Below are 15,232 nucleotides of genomic sequence, written 5' to 3'. Positions count from 1 at the left end.
AGAATTTTTATCTACCAAAAGGTAATAATTATCCTCTCTGGTCTAGGCTTAGGGAAAGCCTGAGAATAATCTACGAGAAGTTGCTTTTATTGTTGAGTAATATTATTTCCGTTAGCATCAGAATGAACTGAGATTGGACTCCTTTTAGTAGAGTGACGGGACAGCAACCAAACCCTTGCCCCAAGTGGCTAGCTTAAAGTAAGCTGAGAATCATTTTGACGAGTTCATTCGGTTCGACTGGCTTGGCGAGATGGTGTTGAAATCCGGCAAATAGTGCCTGTTGCCGATCAATTTCCCCAGCATAAGCCGTTAGGGCAATCGCTAAAATCTGTCCGCCTTGCTCTGGTGGCATTGCCCGGATTTGGCGCATCAGCATATAGCCGTCCATGTCAGGCATACCAATGTCACTCAACAGAATATTTGGCTGCGATTGCTCCAGGAAAGCGATCGCTTCTTCTGCTGATGTCACCGTGCTGACTTGTGCCCCCAACTGTTCGAGGGCGAAGGCAATAAACTCGCGGCTATCTGTGTCATCATCAACGACCAGTACCCGTATCCCTGTAAGCGGTGAAGGCTCAGGAGTCAGAGGTGAGGAATTCCCCTCTGCTTTCTGCTTACTGCTTTTATCCTTGATTAGAGGCAGCCTAACTGTAAATGTGGCTCCCTGTCCTTCCCCAGGACTGTCTACTTGAACAGTACCACCATGCAGTTCCACCAGATGCCGTACAATCGCCAACCCTAACCCCAATCCGCCAAACGTTCGAGTTGTAGTCGCATCCGCCTGACGGAAGTATTCAAACACATGCGGCAGGAAATCAGGAGAAATGCCTTTCCCTGTATCCCTCACTTGAATTTGAGCCTGTGAGCCAATGAGCTGCAACTGGATTTCTACTCGTCCTCCCTCAGGAGTAAACTTAACGGCATTGGTGAGTAAATTCCAAATCACCTGCTGTAGGCGAGCGGCATCTCCCAACACTTGCCCGATTGTTGGGTCAAACATGGTCTGAATTTGAATGGACTTCGCTTCTGCCGCTAACCGCACAGTTTCTAATGCGGCTTTAATCGTAGAGGCTAGATTCACCGGAACCATATTCAGGCTAAGTTTGCCCCGCAAGATGCGAGAGACATCCAACAAATCCTCAATCAGTTGTGATTGGAGTTTGGCATTGCGCTCAATTATTTCCAAAGCCTGAGCCGTTTTTGCAGCATTTAATTTGCCGCTACGGAGTAGCTTAGACCAACCCAGAATCGGGTTGAGGGGTGATCGCAATTCATGGGAGAGTACCGCCAGAAATTCATCCTTGATGCGGTTTGCTGCCTCAGCTTGCTCGCGGGCTTCCTGTTCGCGGGCTAGCATCTGAATGCGTTTCTCCTCCGCCCACTGCCGCTCTAGTTCAGCCGCGATTCGCATGGAAAAGATAGAAAGCAGGGTTTCTGTGAGTTGGGCATTTTCTAACGGTTTGCGATCCATCACACCCAGTAATCCTAATGGTGTGCCAGTTGAGTCAAAAAACGGAACCGCGATATAGCTTTCTATTTGCAGCGGAGCGAGTAGGGGAGCGTGGGGAAATAGAGCTTGCACACTAGAAGGGTAGCAACAAATTTTTCGGTGCTTCAGTACGGCTTGACAAGGGGTATCTCGCAGTAAGTACTCGAAGTTGTCTACAATTTGACCCTGGGCACAGGTGGCGATCGTTTGAATCAGTTCTTCTGAGTCGCGCTCGACAAGTAGACCAATGTAGGTGTAATCCACTGCCAAAACATTGGCAAAATGTTGTACCAGGGAATAGAAGAATGCTTCACCCGTTGCGGCTGAAACCCCCTGCGTTACGGCTAGCAGTGCCTGATCGATTTGAGTAATGCGATTAGCTGAATAGCGGAGTTCCAGTTCGTCCACCACCATCGCGGCTAAATCAGCCAGAATGGTTTGCTGCTCTGCACTCAAAGCATCACGGGGCTTGCTGTCTAGCAGACAGAGGGTACCCAGATTAAAGCCATCGTGGGTGACTAGAGGAGCGCCTGCATAGAAACGAACGCCCGGTTCACTTTGCACAAACGGATTACACGCGAATCGCTCATCTTGTCGGGTATCTGGAACGACTAAAACCTGATTGTATAAAAGCGCAAAGCTGCAAATCGTGGCATCTCGCGGAACTTCACTCAAATTGAAGCCGTGGCAAGACTTGAACCAGGCTCGCGATTTGTCCACTAGCGAAACGAGAGCGATCGGCATATCAAATAGCCGCGCTGCCAATGTGGTAAGGCGATCGAAAGCTGCTTCAGGAGGAGTATCGAGAATGCGATACCGATAGAGAGCCGCTAAGCGTTCAACTTCGTTTGCAGGTATCGGAGCCATGGGCATTGCTTCAGCCATCAGGTTGGTCATAAGATTTGGGTTAATCCATAGGTCAGGATTTGCAGACGAGGATGAACAGCATTATCGAGTTTGTTGAGCCAGCTCGGCAATTACTTTCATCAGTGCCTCTGGCTCAACAGGTTTGGCAAGATGCCGCTGAAATCCTGCCGCGATCGCTTGTTGCTGATTGATTTCCCCAGCATAAGCGGTGAGGGCGACTGCTGGAGTCTGCCCGCCCTGGTGATGTTGAGGGCGGTTCCCAAGAACCCAACGGGTCGTCGGGCTAGCCCCTCTCCCTCGAATTGTGCCTGCCCGTTGGCGAATACATTTCGGACAACAATCGTGAACCTTGGAGAATCCGGTGTCAGCACTAAATACGCACCGGATACTGACTCAAAGAGCAAGCGAAAATCCAATGTCGAACCCGCCAAATTTGCTTCACCGAGCACAATCCCTACCTTTGTTCGAGAAATATTGCGCTAAAAGCCCTTTGCTTCTATCTTGAATTTGCCTTAATGCCAGGGGGGAAGGCTGAATATGTCCATTTTCCAATGGTTAATCCTACCGGTAAGCAACATCAACTGCCTCCGCCAGTTGCACTTTATAAGTGTAAAACTTAAATCAAAGCCAATTGCCAATCAAAATAAAAGGCGACCAAACTGCTGGATGAGAGTATTCTAAATGATTAATCATCTTCAACTGCGCTGTTTGAAGTGCTTTGGCTTTTGTGACATAGGGTTGTTCTAACTGAGTGTAAAATTCTTCAATCAGGGGAACTGTAGCTTCATCATTAATATTCCATAAGCTAGCAAGAGCACTCCTAACCCCTGCCCGAACAGCTACACCCGCAATTCCCAAAGCGGCTCGGTTATCGCCGGCTGCTGTTTGACAAGCACTTAAAGTTAGTAATTCTACGGGTTGTTGGTTTCGTTGCGATCGCTTTTGGGATAACTTGGCTTCTCGCAAAACTTCGTCAAATTGCTCCAACGTCATGCGTGAGTCGAACGTTAATAAAAAGGTACTCGCGGCATCCACTCCAAATTTCCCATGAGTTGCAATGTGAACCACGGGATAACTTTTGTTTTGCAATTGCTCTTGCAGATTTGCCAAGGTAAAGTCTTGATCTAAAAGTTGAGTACCGCCCAGAAGTTTTTGCACACTCGCGACTTCAGTACGGACATTCGTTAAGGCGATAAAAGGCGGACGCTCTACGGTTAAGCCCATAATTAAAGCACTAGAGTAGTGTTCTGGAGCACGAGTGCGAGTGGTGAGTGCCAAACTAGGTGTTGTGGCGATCGCATAGTTCTCAATCAAAAACTGTTGACCATTATGCAACGCTGCCATCGGTACTTGCCGCAACATGGCATCTTGGATGAAAATCAGCGTCTTAACTTTGGCTGCTGCTAAGTCTGCCTCCAAGGGACGAATCAAGGCGTTATAGATTTTTTGGGCAGCTAATAAGTACTCGTTTGTTGAGCGTTTTTCGAGTAACTTGCGTAATTGGTCAATTTCTTGCTGCATTTGCTCTTGATTAAGAGAGACGGAATAGCTGGTTAATAGACCGTCCGGCAAGCGGAGAATCATTTCAGTGCGATCATGGAGAATCACTGAGTAAATAATGGCGCTATTGGCATCAAGCAGACTCGCCTCGCTTTTGGCATCTGCCTGGGCAACTTCTACACACTCATCGCCAAAATAATTTTGCAGTTCTGCTAATTTGAGCAATTCTAGAGTATCAATCACTTTACTCAAATTGGTTTTTCGTTGCTCTAGATTCCTGAGCATGGATGGTTCTAGTAATAGTTGCATCAACTCGCGATAAACGGGTTCAACGGAGTCGCGGAAGTCAAATTGCAAATTAGTGTTAATTGCTAGTAGATTGTTGCGAATGCTCTGGAGGGTTGCGATCGCTTGTTCGTAAGAGGCGATCGCTTCTTTTGTCTTCCCGCCTGCCTTCAACAACCGCCCAGTTTGCCACTGCCAGCGATAAGCACTATCAGGCGCATTGGCTTGCATGGCTACCCATTGTGCTTGTTGGGTTAACTCCATCGCCTCTGAGGTTTGACCGGCTGACTTGTAAATCTGCCCTAAACTACCCAGAGCAAAGGATTCTGCTCGCTGATCTCCTATGTTTCTGGCTATACTAACGGCTTTTTTCAACACAAGTGAAGCGTCTAAAGCATTTCTCCCTGGCTCTGGATCGCTAAAATGCTGTGCAAGGTTGATCAAAATGTAGGCTTTATCCCGTGAGTCGGGTAGTGTTTCCACCCTTACTAACAACTTTTCGCGGTTCCTGGCAATAGCTGCCCAGTCAGGTGATGGCAATTGCTCTAGTAGACGATTGAGATTGAGTAACGTCTTGACGTAGGTGATACCGCCTACAGCTTGAGTCTCCCGCAAGCTTTCGTTAAAGGCTGATTGTGCAGCCGTCATCTCTTGTTCTGCCAACTGCATGAGCCGAATTTTTTCGGGTTCATCCCCTTCGACACGAGCAACGTTTGCTTGATAGCGATACCGCTCAGAACGGCTGATGTAGAGATTACCTAAATTATTCAGGGAACTTGCAATATAGTCTGGAGTGTTGAGCTGACGGGCAATTTTTAAACTTGCTTGATGAGAAAAGAGAGCTTTTTCGTAGTTCCCCACCGCCCAATAGGCATTAGCTAATGCTCCTAAGGTTGCCGCCTGGGTTTGTAAGTCTGGGATTTGTTTGGCACGTTCTAGCGCCGACTGTAAAATTTTAATCGCCTGTCGATTCTGCCCCAGTTCGTTGTAAGCTTGTGCTTGCTCGGTCAGGAGTTTGGGTAGCTGGCTACGTGCTGCCTGATCGTCTTGATGCTGGTAAATTTGAATCGCTTGCTGCCAATGGGCGATCGCTTTCCCTGATTGTCCAATTTGCCGATAAGCCAGTGCCAGATTACTATAAAGGGCGGCTCGCTCTTTCGGGCTTGTAATTTGTGATAGGACTTTTTGCCACAGTGCGATCGCTTCCGTAAATTTGCCAGCTTGATAGCGTTCAACTCCTTGCTGCACTACTTGAGAGTAGGGTTCTTGACTGGGTATTGATGCAGTGAATTGCCTCTGTGGCGTTGCTGAGTGAGCGACTTGTCTTAGTGACCCAAAGTGGAAGACACAGCAAAAGACAAGACTGGCTAAGAACAAAAGACTGAATCGATGCCAATGCTGCCACATCTGGAATTTTTTAGGCAACGTGCCAGGATAAGATAAGCCCATTTTAGGAAAAGTCTTTCTTTCCTGTCGTCTAACGGCAAGTGGATCAAGCAATCATCCCCCGGTAATCGAGGGCGTGGGAGTGTCAATCCTTGTGCAGTTGATCCAACGCCAGTTGAACGCGGGCGCGAACGGCTAAATCAGATTCTGTCTTCAGCATTTGCTCAAAATGCTCACTTACGGTTGGGCGAATATCTGTCTGACTCTCTGCGACAGAGGTTGTCAGCCCTTGTAATCCCACAACGCCAGCATAGCGAACCACCCATTCCGGGTCTTGGGCTGTCAAGCGCAGGGTTTTGAGAGCTTGTGCTTGAGCGGCTGAAACGTCTTGAGCGGGTAAAGCCGACCAACGCAGATTGCCCAAACCTTTGGCAGCGGAGCGACGCACACTCATGGCAAAGTCAGTTTCTGCGGCTTCTCGCAATGTTTCTAGCGCTCTTGGGTCGCCGATTCCCGCTAAGGCTCGAATCGCCCAGGCTCTACCACTGTAGTTGTAATCATCCAACAGGGTGAGCAGCTTTGGCACGGCTACTTCTCCTAATTGCACCAACCCATCCACAGCGGCTACGGCGGCACCAGGATTGTTGTAGCTCAGAGCTGCAATCAAGGTCGGAATTCCTTCCTCTAAACGGGCAGCGGCTAATGATTGCACAGCATCTAGCAATTTCTGTGAAGAATCCGCCTGCTCAACGGATTGAATCAGTTTGAGTCCTCTGTCATTCGTCATTGGTCACTTCGATACACAGGCGAGAGGGTGTGGGAGGGTCGGCTCGTTCTCTGTCTTGGGGGAGAGTTGAGGACTGTTCCCCATCTCCCCTCCTCCGCTTGGCTGGAGTCTCTCACTTCCCCTCTTCTTCTGATGGACTATAGCAGATTATCCATCAAAGTCATTACCTGAATCGCCGCTTCCGATATCGATGAGGACTCTGTGGAGTTGTTTTTCACTTGGTACTCTAAAAGTCCTTTGAGAGAAATCAGCTTCAGGCTATTTTCTGCCAACGTTTCTGCGATCGCTTCTGCTGCCGGTAAATAACCAATGGCTCCCAGATCGCCCAGCGCTGCCCGTCGCAGTTGTAGCTTTTGTCCACCTAAAGCCTGGATTAATTTATTTGCATATATTGGATTTTTTGTCAACTGATACATCCCTCGTGCAGCGGCGTATTGTACCCGCTCTATCGGATGATCCAGAAAGGGTTGAATTAGGTCAATAGCGGCGGTGGCACCCAGGGAACCTAAGGCTTCAATCGTTGCATTATAAGGTTGCGCCAAATGGGGACAGCCCGGTATCGGTTGAGCGGCTTCTAACCCACCTTCTAGTAGTTTCATCAATTCTGGGATACAGACCGGATCGCCCAACATTCCTAATGACTCAGCTGCGGCATCACGCACGTAGAAATCTGAGCAGTTTAAACAACGAATGAGTGCAGGCACAGCTTTTCGGTCTCCCAGTTTGCCCAATGCCCTCGCTGAATTCCGCCGTAGGGGGTAACCGCCTTCAGGCGTCCGGTCTGTCTCATCCTCCAACGTGGCGATTAGCGCATCAATCGCTGCCGATTCGCGAACTCTGAATCTACCCAGCCACCAAGCTGCGTAATAGCGAAGTCCTTGGTCTTGGCCTTGTAGATTAGCGATCGCCTGCTCTACAGTTAAAGACTCACTACCTTCCGGTGACTGTTCCGGTGATAAAGATTCAAAATTCCCAAAACTCGACTCTCGCATGGAGGCTTAGTTAGCTTTCTGATTCGGTAACGGGTTCAGCGTCAGAATTTAATGGCTGAATGCTGACAATTTTGCCTCCCAACCGCGTAATCCGTTGCATTTCTTCATTCATCCGGTTGTAAGGCACCGTGATAAACACACTGGCACTAGAGCGAATTGGATAATCGGTATTATCTGTGTCTACGCTTTGACGCATACCGACGACTTCATAGCGAAAGCAGCGATTGCTAGAAGGTGAACTACCTGTTCTTCCGGCGACAATTGAACCCAACATACCTTTATATCCTCATCAAAATACAGAATTCAGAATTCACAAGGTTCATGGGTCACGAGATGATTCGCCAAAATCCAATCATCTCGTGACCCATGACTCATTCCAACTAGAGAGGAGTAACGCTGGCGATTTTGGCACCTTGGCGTAGAACTCTCTGCATTTGCGTGGATAGCTCTTCATAAGGCACGATGAAGGCTTGGTTGATCCGGCGCACGTTAGGATATCTGGGCTGATTGAGTCCAGCAACTTCGACGCGGTAGAGTCGGCCGGACTTGCCAAAGGTGGCTGATCCACCAAAACCACTGCTGGGAGTAACACCTCTCAAGGAAGGTAGGTAGGCAAAGCTACCATTGCTACTAGAGGGATTAATCACGGTGGAAGCACCATTCTGAGCTAACTCACTGGCAAGGCGAGAAGAAGTGCCTTTGAGTTGGGCGCGATCGCTGTTGGCATAGCCGCGATAAAGCTGGAACATGCGGCTAAACCCTACAGTTTTTTGCCCGGTTTGGGTCTCGAAACCCCGATAGTAGGGCACGATATTTTCACCGAAGTTGCCCTGATACTCTGGCGAATCAATGTAGGAATCAATGTCGGCATCGTACCCTTTGGTTTCGTACAAGTCCAAGTGATAAATCACCTCAGCCTCGTCATAGGGTGCTCTACCCAACAAATGCTTATAATTTAGTTCTATGACTCGCGTTTGGAAACTGTTATAGAAAAACTTAGATTTGTACAGTTCCGATTTCGCCACCTGACGCACAAAGTCTTGCACTGTAATCTTCCGATCACGCAGGAGTGATTCAGCACTAGTCAGACGCTCAGATTTCATTAAATAGTCATTGCCCAATAGCTGACGGTAGACAGCGCGAATCACGGCTTCAACGTCTTCTCTACTTGCATTCGGGCGCAATTCTACCGGATTGGCATTGCTAAAAGCTGATGTTCCGAGTCTAGATGCTGCTGTCGTAATGGCCATTCAATCTTCTCCTTTGTTAATAGGTAAGCAGGTAGGTGTAACTCTACATAACACCCAAACCGTTCCATCTCTGGTTTTAATTATTTAGATCTGAAATTGATTTTGAGTCGATTCACACCGACCTGCTTAATCGTAGGGAATAGGTTACAGGTAATCATTTTTTACCCTTCCCCATTTTCCATTCCCCATTTATGCAGGTGAGATGCTCATCACTTTACTGCCCTGACGATTCAATTGCTGTAACTTACTAGACAACTGAGCGTAGGGGACGAGCACTTCTGTGGTAGTCCGCCGCACTACAGGCGAGTTCAGGGAAGCGGATTGCATCACCCTCACCCGATAAATATCCCCGCGACGACCACCTGAGGTGCCGGCTAGAGCTGACGAAGAGGGGGCGTGGATGGGTGAGGCTACATTTTTCGCCACTTCCCAGGTTAGTTTTGCTTGTTTTGGGCTGGGTGCGCGATCGCTACTGGCATAACCCCGATATAACTGGAATATCCGGCTAAACCCCACGGTTTTCTGCCCAGTTTGGGTTTGAAATCCGCGAGGGTAGGGTACTGTATTTTCGCCAAAATTTTGTTGATATTCTGCTGAATCAATATAAGAGTTGATCTCAGCTTCGTACCCTTTTGAGTTGTAAAGCTCAACGTGGTAAGAAATCTCCGATTCATCGTAGGGTGCCCGACCCAATAAATGCTTATAATTAAGCTCGATAAACCGAGGTTGTGAATTGGAGTAAAAAAACTTCTTCCGATACAGTTCTGATTGGGTGATTGAGCGCACAAAATCCCGAACTGTGATTTGTCCTTGGCGCAATAGTGACTCAGCGCTGACGAGGCGCTCCGATTCCATTAGGTACTCATTACCGAGAACCTGTCGATAGGTCGCCCGGATCACGGCTTGCACATTGGCTTCGGTTCTATCAGAACGGAGTTCTACCAATCCTGATTCTTCAAAAGGTTTAATTCCTAAACGTCCGGCTTCTCCTAACGCTGTCATATTTTTATCTCCCCCCTCAATGACCTAACACAAAATGTTTTTTCAAGTCTTTTATCAGAATGGTGAGAATAAAACTGCCCGGTAAGATGAACAACTCTGACTCGCTTTCTTTGCTGGTAGAGCTGATTACCTTACCGGGCTACACGCGCCTGTTAGCTCAGGGCGTTAATTGCATAGTCGATGTAAGAGTTGGCTTCGGTAGCCGCATCACCAGTGATACCGTGATTAGCCTTGATGTACTTCAGGGCTTCAACGTACCAGCTAGGAGACAGTTCAAAGGTGCTGTTGATTTCATCCAAGCCAGCGATCAGGTACTCATCTAGAGGGCCTGTGCCACCAGCAACCAAGCAGTAGGTCACAATCCGCAGGTAGTAGCCGATGTCACGAACACACTTGTCCTTACCACGCTGATCCGCTGCATAGTTGTTACCTTGCATTTGGGTGGTGTAAGGGAACTTGTTGTACACCGCTTGAGCCGCGCCTTGAGCCAGACGGTCAGCATTAGAACTCAAGCTTTTTGCAGCTTCTAAGCTAGCTGTAGCTTGACGGAAGCGACCAAAAGCCACTTGGAGTTCTGTGCTGGAAAGAAAACGGCCTTGAGAATCAGCTGCTGAAACCGCTTCGGTTAGAGGTGTCTTCATCGTTGAGGTATCTCCCTAGTGTTTTACAAAGTTCTGGTTGAAATTTTTTTTGTCCAACTGACAAGTGTTAGCGAATATCGCTTAGCACTTAATTAGGAAACAGCAGCAGCAGCACGATCAAAGTAGCTAGCCAGTTCAGACATCAGAGCGCTGCAATCACCTTGGGTGATACCGCTACGGTCATTGGCAATTCCAATCGCAGCTTCCTTCATCTTTTGAACACCTGCGGCTACAGAAGCGCCAGGAACACCTAGAGCTAAGTAGGTTTCACGCAGACCGTTCAGGCAGCGATCATCCAGAACACTGGCATCACCTGCAAACATGGCGTAGGTCACATAACGCAGGATGATTTCCATATCGCGCAAGCAAGCCGCCATACGACGGTTGGTGTAAGCATTTCCACCAGGAGCAATCAACTGGGGTTGCTCAGCAAACAGAGAACGAGCGGCGTTAGCAACAATGCTGGAAGCGTTGCCTGTGATACGGTTAACGGTATCGATCCGCTTGTTGCCTTCCTTGACCATGGAGATCAAAGCATCCAATTGACCAGAGTTCAGGTATTCACCGCGTGTATCAGCTTGTGAAACAACCTTTGTGAAAGCGTCGAACATGAAAGATAACTCCTACTTACTGGGTGGTTAGTTTTGGGTTTTGCTTGAGAACTGGATGAAGCCAGTTCTGAGCAGTTCGAGCAGCTAGGGATGTCAACTACAGACAGCCAATAAAATTTTAGTTCAACTTGCTCTTTAGTTCCGGATGTTCTGTATACCAGGCAACAATATGGAGCTTTTGAGAAATCTGAGAAATTTTTAGGCTTTTATGAGAAACCTAAAAACTTGCTGAACTAGTGTTTTACTTAGCTTTTGCCTGTCGTCGATTCCCTCACCGTTTTTTTATACACCGTCCTTGGGTCTTAGATCTATTACAAATTGTTAAGATGATTAAACCCGCTCACCCAGGCAATATTGAACTCAAACCCTTCTACATCAAGGCTTAGCCGGGTTCGCACGCGTATAACAAGTTAACAAAAACTTAACAAATTGCATTTTTAGCGGAATTTAGGGTAATACGATGCCCGCAGGATACCCAATTCGGTCAGGAAACCCCTTGATGCCTGGACAGGCGGAGAAGAGGGGAGCAGGGGAGCAGGGGAGCAGGGGAGCGGGGGAGATTTTAGCTGGTCAGTTATTTGTGCCATGCTGCACTAGAAATTAATTTCTACAGCGAGTAGCTCAAGTCCAGTTAAGTGTTAAGTAGACTCAAAGGCTCATCCCAGTCGTCTAAAGACGACTTTAGCTATTAGCTAAGACAGTGGTTAAAACCACTAGCGGTTATTACAACGGTTGCAAGATCTGAATTGACAAAAATGCTCACAAAAACAACAGTTTTGCTCCTTCATGGGGAAGTCGCCTCATCCTTAACGCTTCAGCCTTCAATTGACATTCATTGAATCAATTTTTGTGGTATTTTTGTATCCATTCTCTGACGGCATGTTCCCATCGAGAGTGTTTTACTCTAGCCCTCTCGAAAGCATCGTTAATATTTTTTCTTTCGGGAAAATTGTTTCTAGATTTGGAGAAAACTGGCTTTAGCGGAAGCGTTGGCGGCGGCGACTTATGTGCGAAATTCTTGATTTTTTAGAGATACTTGTTGTTTGGGTTGTAAAAAATCTCGTTTCCAATCGAGTTGCACTAACGCGATACTCCAGGCTAACTCTACGTTTACCAGATCCGCTAATCCTGCTCCCGTAATGATTAGAATTTGCGCTTGCCATTGACTGGCAACTCTAGGATTAAATAAAGATAACAAGCCTGGAGTTACAAAACAGGTTTCAAACATAACGAATGTTACCGTAAGCCACAGCACAGAATGACACTGTTTAAAACGCTAATACCAGGGGAAATCTAACTTTTCGAGTATGAGTATAGCTGCAAATATTAAGGATTAAACTAATCAATGAAGAGTTAATTTTTTGACTACTATTGATGCAGGCAGCACCCGTACTTCCTCCCCCGTAACCCTCTCAGCACCCGAACCTCAGTAACCCACACCCCAACGCTTCAAACCCATTCCCAAAACCCGCTTTTTAGGTGAAGAAGTTGCCAAGAGGCTAGGAGTCACGCCCTATTTGGGCAGCGAAGCGAAACAGCCTCACCTGACTACTCGCCAATCGCCCAGCATCCTGTTAATTGTCACTCACGGCTTTTGCCATCCCGACTCTGTGCACTCACCCCTCGGTATCAGCTTTGAGCTGGCAGAGGTTGTAATTGTCTGGATGTAATTGTCTGGAGTTGAACGACTGTCAGTGCCTTACGAATCAGACGGTTTCTGACGCTTCTTCTTTAGTTTTGGTGCAGATAGATCTATACTGAAGGCCAGTCAATCATCAGAAAATCATCGGAAAAAAATGCCAATGCCAAAGAAGAGGCGTGGCGCTCCCAACTTGCACTCAAAAACACCAGTCAAGATGGGGGAGTCCCTTACACCTAAAGGGCTTCATTTCTTGAGTACGCTGGCTGAAAAAGCAGGACTATCTCCGTCTGAGCTGTGTGAGGCTATGGCGGCAGGCCGGATCGCACTCTATAGTGATTCGGCAGAAATCAAACTTGCCATCCAGGCAGCAGCTAATGAATCTGCAAAAGGCAGCGAGCTTCAGGGGGTGACTATAGAGAAGCAACCCAAAAATCAGGTTGCCAAACCAAAAGATCAGAGCTTGTCATCAGAGAAAGACGAATCCCAGCAAAAGCAGTCGGCAGAGCAAGCCCATATCATTACCGATTTACAGCAACAAATTACTCAATTGCAAGGTCAATTAGAGAGTCAGGTTGCCGATCAAGCCTCTGTACAATCAAGTTACGACTCCCTACAACAGCAGTCACAACAGCAGCTTGCCGAAAAAGAACAACAAATCGGTCAACTGCAAGAACAACTGCAAAGTCGGATGAGTGAGCAGACACAACTGCAATCAAGTTACGACTCCCTGCAACAGCAGTCACAACAGCAGCTTGCCGAAAAAGAACAACAAATCGGTCAACTGCAAGAACAACTGCAAAGTCGGATGAGTGAGCAGACACAACTGCAATCAAGTTACGACTCCCTACAACAGCAGTCACAACAGCAGCTTGCCGAAAAAGAACAGCAAATCGGTCAACTGCAAGAACAACTGCAAAGTCGGATGAGTGAGCAGACACAACTGCAATCAAGTTACGACTCCCTACAACAGCAGTCACAACAGCAGCTTGCCGAAAAAGAACAACAAATCGGTCAACTGCAAGAACAACTGCAAAGTCGGATGAGTGAGCAGACACAACTGCAATCAAGTTACGACTCCCTGCAACAGCAATCACAACAGCAGCTTGCCGAAAAAGAACAGCAAATCGGTCAACTGCAAGAACAACTGCAAAGTCGGATGAGTGAGCAGACACAACTGCAATCAAGTTACGACTCCCTGCAACAGCAATCACAACAGCAGCTTGCCGAAAAAGAACAACAAATCGGTCAACTGCAAGGTCGATTAGAGAGTCAGGTTGTATTACAAACAAGTCAGAATTCAACCTACGAATCTCTGAAGCAACAATCCCAAGAGCAAGCGACTGAACTTGCTACGTTACGGCAACAAATCGCCCAGTTGCGCTCCTTGGCGGCAGTTGGAGAAACTCGATTGAACAAGTGGCAAAGCCGCAATGCTTCTAGATAGACCAAACCCACATTTACGGTAGAGGCTGTCTTTGGTGTTAAAGGCGATCGCAAATAACTTCAGGCGATACAGTGACTCTATAATCAGGGAATGTAAAAAAAGCCAAAACGGTGAGCAATCCTCCGCAGGAGATACATATAGATGGATGGAATGGAATTTTTTCAGTTAAGTGCTGGCAAGTGGCGTTCGCAGCGCACAACCCATCACCTTGCTTTTAGGCGAGCGGAGACAGGAGAATCAGAAATCAATGTGGCAACGTTAGCTGCCGATCATCCCCAAGTGGTAGAGATTTGCCGATTGCACCAAGTTGAACCGAGTAAGGCTGCGGGAGGAGCACTGGTGAGTTGGCAGGGGACGATGGCTTGGGATAGAAGCGAAGAAGAAAATCACACCGGCTCCACCGTCATGGTGATTGTCCCTGATCAGGATAACCCCAGACAGGGCCGCTTACTCCGAGAAAGAGGCTATGCCGAGATTGTGCCAGTGGCGGGTCGCTATCTGATCGATGATGAGGATGCCCTGGTTCTGTTAACCGAATATGAAACGATGAGTTCTGAAGAGCGATTCTGCTTCGTCAGCTCAGATGTGCGGATGCGAACCAGTACCGTAAAGCGCTTTGGTGGATTTAGCACAGCCTCCTTGTGTGTCGAAACTCGCATTGGCTCTGATTTGGATGATGAACGCCGTGAAACTTTAGTACCTCAACAAGCACAGGATGTCTTGGCCGTCAGACAGTTTCAGTCCTCCTTGGGTTGGTGAATCAACAATTAGTGCAATTCCATTTGTGCGTGGTTATCAGTATTTGACTGCTGTGCGTCAGCTTGCCTTAGAGCCAGAAATGCTGGACGTGACTGATGATTTAAGGGAAAGTGAGCGCATTTATACCTGGATTGGCAATCATATCGATGCCATCAATGCTGAACTCAATACCTATCTAGAAGCCTGTCATGGCTGCTTTCATCCTGAACAACGTCGCCCTATGCATATTCTGGCAACCCCTCTAGCGACTGAGTATGGTATAGACGGCTTGTGCAATATTATGGTCTATCCCGCTGTCATCCTGATCGATGTAGGGCGAACAGCACGTCAAGATTGGTTAAGTATTGTTGTGCATGAATACGCTCATGCCCATTTAGGCTCTCCTGGTCACGATTGGCAGTTTTTTAATATTATTTCTCATCTTTGCTTGGGATTAGGATTAGCACCTCCGCATTGGCAGCCAAATATGGAGAATTACTTGCGAAATTGGCCTCATTGTGCTTCGTTAGCAAACCCACTAACTTTCTGGATGGGATATTCCTGAAACTGCCACTAGACAACGATTAGCAATTTCATC

At 47.6% G+C, this 15,232-nt stretch carries 14 protein-coding genes and 1 pseudogene; 4 read left to right on the top strand and 11 right to left on the bottom strand.

All coding sequences use genetic code 11. From position 1 onward, the window contains the following. Positions 1 to 193: 193 nt before the first annotated feature. The 11 genes and pseudogenes from MIC7113_RS38970 to MIC7113_RS12505 form a co-directional block, all read right to left on the bottom strand. Positions 194 to 2,386, bottom strand: a complete 2,193-nt coding sequence (locus tag MIC7113_RS38970; RefSeq protein ID WP_015182538.1) for a hybrid sensor histidine kinase/response regulator — start codon at positions 2,384 to 2,386, stop codon at positions 194 to 196. A gap of 51 nt (positions 2,387 to 2,437) precedes the next feature. Continuing rightward, positions 2,438 to 2,596: pseudogene (locus tag MIC7113_RS39220) on the bottom strand (response regulator); the annotation flags it as partial. Between the two features lie 381 nt (positions 2,597 to 2,977). After that, on the bottom strand, positions 2,978 to 5,590 hold the full coding sequence (locus MIC7113_RS12545; RefSeq protein ID WP_015182537.1) for a CHAT domain-containing protein: 2,613 nt from the start codon (positions 5,588 to 5,590) through the stop codon (positions 2,978 to 2,980). Positions 5,591 to 5,672: 82 nt separating this feature from the next. Continuing rightward, a complete protein-coding gene (locus tag MIC7113_RS12540; RefSeq protein WP_015182536.1) occupies positions 5,673 to 6,314 on the bottom strand; it encodes a HEAT repeat domain-containing protein in 642 nt (213 codons plus the stop codon). A gap of 137 nt (positions 6,315 to 6,451) precedes the next feature. Further along, positions 6,452 to 7,306 carry a HEAT repeat domain-containing protein gene (locus tag MIC7113_RS12535; RefSeq protein WP_015182535.1) on the bottom strand — a complete coding sequence of 285 codons (855 nt, stop codon included), beginning with the start codon at positions 7,304 to 7,306 and terminating at the stop codon, positions 6,452 to 6,454. Between the two features lie 10 nt (positions 7,307 to 7,316). Continuing rightward, positions 7,317 to 7,580 carry a phycobilisome linker polypeptide gene (locus MIC7113_RS12530; protein WP_015182534.1) on the bottom strand — a complete coding sequence of 88 codons (264 nt, stop codon included), beginning with the start codon at positions 7,578 to 7,580 and terminating at the stop codon, positions 7,317 to 7,319. Positions 7,581 to 7,686: 106 nt separating this feature from the next. Next, the gene (locus MIC7113_RS12525; protein WP_015182533.1) at positions 7,687 to 8,556 is read right to left on the bottom strand and encodes a phycobilisome linker polypeptide; all 870 of its coding nucleotides are present in this window, start codon (positions 8,554 to 8,556) and stop codon (positions 7,687 to 7,689) included. Positions 8,557 to 8,745: 189 nt separating this feature from the next. Further along, positions 8,746 to 9,558 carry a phycobilisome linker polypeptide gene (locus MIC7113_RS12520; protein ID WP_015182532.1) on the bottom strand — a complete coding sequence of 271 codons (813 nt, stop codon included), beginning with the start codon at positions 9,556 to 9,558 and terminating at the stop codon, positions 8,746 to 8,748. Between the two features lie 152 nt (positions 9,559 to 9,710). Beyond that, positions 9,711 to 10,199 (bottom strand): phycocyanin subunit alpha, encoded by a 489-nt coding sequence (cpcA, locus tag MIC7113_RS12515; protein WP_015182531.1) that lies wholly within the window; start codon positions 10,197 to 10,199, stop codon positions 9,711 to 9,713. A gap of 92 nt (positions 10,200 to 10,291) precedes the next feature. Then, complete coding sequence (locus tag MIC7113_RS12510; RefSeq protein ID WP_015182530.1) at positions 10,292 to 10,810, bottom strand: phycocyanin subunit beta; 519 nt, start codon at positions 10,808 to 10,810, stop codon at positions 10,292 to 10,294. A 1,003-nt stretch (positions 10,811 to 11,813) separates the two neighbouring features. Then, entirely contained in the window at positions 11,814 to 12,038 is a 225-nt protein-coding gene (locus MIC7113_RS12505) for a hypothetical protein (RefSeq protein WP_015182529.1), read from the bottom strand. A gap of 289 nt (positions 12,039 to 12,327) precedes the next feature. Here MIC7113_RS12505 and MIC7113_RS37585 point away from each other — a divergent pair, with 289 nt between their 5' ends. From MIC7113_RS37585 to MIC7113_RS12490, 4 genes are all read left to right on the top strand, one after another. Beyond that, positions 12,328 to 12,480 carry a hypothetical protein gene (locus MIC7113_RS37585; RefSeq protein WP_155897987.1) on the top strand — a complete coding sequence of 51 codons (153 nt, stop codon included), beginning with the start codon at positions 12,328 to 12,330 and terminating at the stop codon, positions 12,478 to 12,480. 132 nt (positions 12,481 to 12,612) lie between these two features. Continuing rightward, a complete protein-coding gene (locus MIC7113_RS12500; protein WP_155897986.1) occupies positions 12,613 to 13,896 on the top strand; it encodes a hypothetical protein in 1,284 nt (427 codons plus the stop codon). 141 nt (positions 13,897 to 14,037) lie between these two features. Further along, on the top strand, positions 14,038 to 14,655 hold the full coding sequence (locus MIC7113_RS12495) for a phycobiliprotein lyase (protein ID WP_015182527.1): 618 nt from the start codon (positions 14,038 to 14,040) through the stop codon (positions 14,653 to 14,655). Further along, complete coding sequence (locus MIC7113_RS12490; RefSeq protein WP_015182526.1) at positions 14,612 to 15,199, top strand: hypothetical protein; 588 nt, start codon at positions 14,612 to 14,614, stop codon at positions 15,197 to 15,199. The genes MIC7113_RS12495 and MIC7113_RS12490 overlap by 44 nt, the downstream gene beginning before the upstream one ends. Positions 15,200 to 15,232 lie beyond the last annotated feature (33 nt).

The organism is Allocoleopsis franciscana PCC 7113 (assembly GCF_000317515.1).
Lineage (GTDB): Bacteria > Cyanobacteriota > Cyanobacteriia > Cyanobacteriales > Coleofasciculaceae > Allocoleopsis > Allocoleopsis franciscana.
This window is presented reverse-complemented; position numbering and strand designations above follow the sequence as displayed.

What these genes read in the sequence shown, in the direction of transcription:
- MIC7113_RS12495 (WP_015182527.1), top strand. Translation starts at nt 14,038, where the DNA reads ATGGATGGAATGGAATTTTTTCAGTTAAGTGCTGGCAAGTGGCGTTCG.
- MIC7113_RS12545 (WP_015182537.1), bottom strand. Translation starts at nt 5,590, where the DNA reads ATGGGCTTATCTTATCCTGGCACGTTGCCTAAAAAATTCCAGATGTGG.
- MIC7113_RS12505 (WP_015182529.1), bottom strand. Translation starts at nt 12,038, where the DNA reads ATGTTTGAAACCTGTTTTGTAACTCCAGGCTTGTTATCTTTATTTAAT.
- MIC7113_RS12540 (WP_015182536.1), bottom strand. Translation starts at nt 6,314, where the DNA reads ATGACGAATGACAGAGGACTCAAACTGATTCAATCCGTTGAGCAGGCG.
- MIC7113_RS12520 (WP_015182532.1), bottom strand. Translation starts at nt 9,558, where the DNA reads ATGACAGCGTTAGGAGAAGCCGGACGTTTAGGAATTAAACCTTTTGAA.
- MIC7113_RS12530 (WP_015182534.1), bottom strand. Translation starts at nt 7,580, where the DNA reads ATGTTGGGTTCAATTGTCGCCGGAAGAACAGGTAGTTCACCTTCTAGC.
- MIC7113_RS38970 (WP_015182538.1), bottom strand. Translation starts at nt 2,386, where the DNA reads ATGACCAACCTGATGGCTGAAGCAATGCCCATGGCTCCGATACCTGCA.
- MIC7113_RS12525 (WP_015182533.1), bottom strand. Translation starts at nt 8,556, where the DNA reads ATGGCCATTACGACAGCAGCATCTAGACTCGGAACATCAGCTTTTAGC.
- MIC7113_RS12535 (WP_015182535.1), bottom strand. Translation starts at nt 7,306, where the DNA reads ATGCGAGAGTCGAGTTTTGGGAATTTTGAATCTTTATCACCGGAACAG.
- cpcA (WP_015182531.1), bottom strand. Translation starts at nt 10,199, where the DNA reads ATGAAGACACCTCTAACCGAAGCGGTTTCAGCAGCTGATTCTCAAGGC.
- MIC7113_RS12500 (WP_155897986.1), top strand. Translation starts at nt 12,613, where the DNA reads ATGCCAAAGAAGAGGCGTGGCGCTCCCAACTTGCACTCAAAAACACCA.
- MIC7113_RS12510 (WP_015182530.1), bottom strand. Translation starts at nt 10,810, where the DNA reads ATGTTCGACGCTTTCACAAAGGTTGTTTCACAAGCTGATACACGCGGT.
- MIC7113_RS12490 (WP_015182526.1), top strand. Translation starts at nt 14,612, where the DNA reads ATGTCTTGGCCGTCAGACAGTTTCAGTCCTCCTTGGGTTGGTGAATCA.